This is a genomic window from uncultured Nostoc sp. (assembly GCF_964245445.1).
Taxonomy (GTDB): Bacteria; Cyanobacteriota; Cyanobacteriia; order Cyanobacteriales; family Nostocaceae; genus Nostoc.
On record NZ_CAXTNE010000463.1, the window covers coordinates 1 to 3,311 of the forward strand.

A 3,311-nucleotide genomic window follows, 5' to 3' on the forward strand; every position below is an offset into this window, starting at 1 on the left:
GAACAGGGGGCAGGGGGCAGGGAGCAGGGAGAGCAGGGAGAACAATAAAATTCTTCAATTTCAAATTTACACTTCCAGGTAGCAATAACGGAAATAGAAAACTTATCACTCAAAAGCGTCGGGGTTTTCAACCTTATAGATCACTCTTAGAGTGGGCGTTACGCCATAGATTGACAACAATGGCGATCGCCTTAGCTTTCTTCATTGCCAGTCTGACGCTGGTTCCCTTGATTCCCAAGGGTTTTGTTGATGATGGCGATTTTGGAATTTCCAACGTATCTATAGAATTACCTCCTGGTTCCACATTAGAAGATGTTAACAAGGTAGTCACACAAGCGACTGACATCATCCGGCAAAACCCAGTAGTTGAACGTGTACTAGCAACGGAAGAGATCAATTCTGCAACTCTTGCGATTAATCTCAAACCTAGAGAAGAACGAAATATTTCTCAAAAACAGTTTGAGGAACAAGTACGCCCTTCCTTTGAGCAAATACCAGGAGCTAGAATTAGTTTCCAAAGTCAGTCACCAGGTGACAGTCGGAAAGGTTTATCAATTGTCCTGAGAAGTGAAAATCCCCAAGCATTAAATCAAGCTGCTGACACCCTAGAAAAGCAGATGCGATCCATAGCCGGATTGGTAGAAGTGTCTTCTACTGCAAGTTTGGTTAAACCAGAGATTTTGGTGATTCCGAACCCACAACGGGCAGCAGATTTGGGGGTGACAGTGCAAGCGATCGCTCGGACTGCTTCCCTTGCCACCATCGGCGATAATGAGGCCAACTTGGCAAAATTTAATTTGAGCGATCGCCAAATCCCGATTCGTGTGCAAATCGATCCGAAAGCGCGGGCTGACATTAACACGATCACAAATCTGCAAGTACCCAGTCAAAATGGCAGATTGATTCCCCTTGTGGCAGTTGCAGATATCCGCTTTGGGAGTGGCCCTGCTACCATTAACCGCTACGATCGCGCCCGTCAAGTTGCCGTAGAAGCCAATTTGCAAGGGATTTCTTTGGGAGAGGCAGTAGAAACAATCAACAAACTACCTCTGATGCAAAACTTACCGCCAGGGGTAGTACAGCAATCCTCCGGTAGTGCCAAAATTATGCGAGACATTTTCGGACGCTTTGGCGGTGCATTAGGATTGGCATTAATGTGTATCTATGCAATTCTGGTGCTGCTGTATAACAACTTCCTGCATCCATTGTCGATTATGGCAGCGTTGCCCTTTTGTTTAGGCGGCGCACTGATAGCGTTGATGGTTGCCCAAAAACCATTGGGGATATATGCCTTGATTGGTGTCGTGTTGCTGTTGGGGATTGTCACCAAAAACTCGATTCTTTTGGTTGACTATACAATCATCAACATGCAGGAAGGTAAAACCCAACGTCAGGCACTCGTAGAATCGGGCGTGTCACGTCTGCGTCCGATTTTAATGACTTCTTTGGCAACGATCGCCGGGACTCTGCCTTTAGCATTAGGGATTGGCGCGGGTTCTGAAGTTCGGCAACCAATGGGAATTGCCATTATGGGCGGTTTCACAACTTCCACCCTGCTGACACTGGTAGTAGTGCCAGTGATATTTAGCTACATTGACAACTTTCAGAGTTGGATTGTGCATACATTGCGCTATGGCTTTGGTAAAAAACCATCGCGCCCATAATGCCTAATCAATTTTGGATTTTACCGCGCTTCTCGGCTAGGTTTAAGCGTAAGTTTTACCCCTCCCTAACCCTCCCCGATGTATTGGGGAGGGAACTAGATTTCATGTTTCCCCCCAATGCATCAGGGGGACTAAGGGGGGTAATTCGACTTGTGTCTACATAGTAGCCCTTTAGGAGAGAGGTTAATTTCCCCATTCCTTAAGACTGTGCGATCGCATTTACCAGTGGGAATCATAACAAACAGATTTACCACAGTAAATATCCAATGGCTTACCAAAACATTACCGCTTCCCTTTCCCCAGCAGATATCCAAGAAATTAAAGCAGCCTTTGCGACTATTGAAGCAAAGATGCCTTTTCTCGTAACCCTGAGTGTGGAAGAACGACGCAAGTTATTTAAGATGGGCGATAAAAGCCTAGCTTTCGTCAATACCAGCCTGACTGCGGCCCAGTCTAACCGAGAAATTCTCCCAGCCAGCTTTGATGTAGATGATTTTGTGCGGGATTATCAACTAGCAGCAACGCTTACCGAACTTTTGATTGGATTGCGACAACTGACAGAACAAGTAGATGATACCTTAATGGCAGTCGGCAGCGAAGCAATGGGCAGCAGTTTGACAGTTTATGATTACGTCAAGACTGCTGCTAAGAAAACTCCAGGGTTAAAAAGTCTTGCCGAACAGTTAGGCGATCGTTTTAAGGCTATTAAAAATAAACCTGCTAAAACTAACTCTGGTTCATAGGCTGAAAATCTTGCCAAAGATACCGGAAGAGTCAAAGGGGAAAAGTTAAAGGGAGATTTAATTCCTTTTCTTTTCCCTTTTTTATTTTGTCAACTGGTGAATGAGTCTTTAATACTCGTGAACGAGTCTTTGATACTCGCGCGAGAGTCTTTAATACTCGTGGACGAGTCTTTGATACTCGTGAGCGAGTCTTTAATACTCGTGAGCGAGTCTTTGATACTCGTGGGCGAGTCTTTGATACTCGTGAGCGAGTCTTTGATACTCGTGGACGAGTCTTTGATACTCGTGAGCGAGTCTTTGATACTCGTGGGCGAGTCTTTGATACTCGTGGGCGAGTCTTTGATACTCGTGGGCGAGTCTTTTATACTCGTGAGCGAGTCTTTAATACTTGTGAATGCAGATCGCCTACTACTTGTTGATACCAAATTGCATTTTCAATCAGGAATTACGGATTGCAAGGTTGTTGTTATACTTATAGCCGCGTGTAATCTGCCACCTTGCTCCAAACATGGTTACAACTCCCCGCCACCACAGTAAGCCTTCTCGCCTTATCCTTTATGCTTTAGCCTTCATTTTTTCTTTCCTTTTTTGTCTACCTTGGGTTAGCGCTAAAGAAACCCCCAAACCCAAACTGCAAGATTGGCAGATTAACGGTATAATAGCATCCCTTGACGACAGCTACGACGAAGTGAAGGGATATGCTTTTGACAAATTAGCTGCATATGAGCTAAAAGACTTGAAAACCGTAGTTAAGAAACCGGAGGAAATAGCCCAGAAAGTTGCCAACATTCTTAAGGATGAAAAGGTTGACTTTAAAGTTCGTCGCAGTGCGGCTTATGTATTGAGCAGCTTCAAGCAGGCGGCGGCTCAAAACATCCCTGACATCCTCAACTTCCTCAAGGAT

General features: G+C 45.0%; 2 protein-coding genes and 1 pseudogene. All 3 read left to right on the forward strand.

Features of this window, described 5'->3' with window-relative positions; genetic code table 11:
• A partial coding sequence (locus ACFE90_RS37230; RefSeq protein ID WP_375507249.1) for an efflux RND transporter permease subunit occupies nt 1-1,664 on the forward strand: 1,664 nt, incomplete at its 5' end.
• Between the two features lie 266 nt (nt 1,665-1,930).
• Complete coding sequence (locus ACFE90_RS37235; protein WP_375507250.1) at nt 1,931-2,407, forward strand: hypothetical protein; 477 nt, start codon at nt 1,931-1,933, stop codon at nt 2,405-2,407.
• A 508-nt stretch (nt 2,408-2,915) separates the two neighbouring features.
• Nucleotides 2,916-3,311, forward strand: a pseudogene (locus tag ACFE90_RS37240) (PBS lyase); the annotation flags it as partial.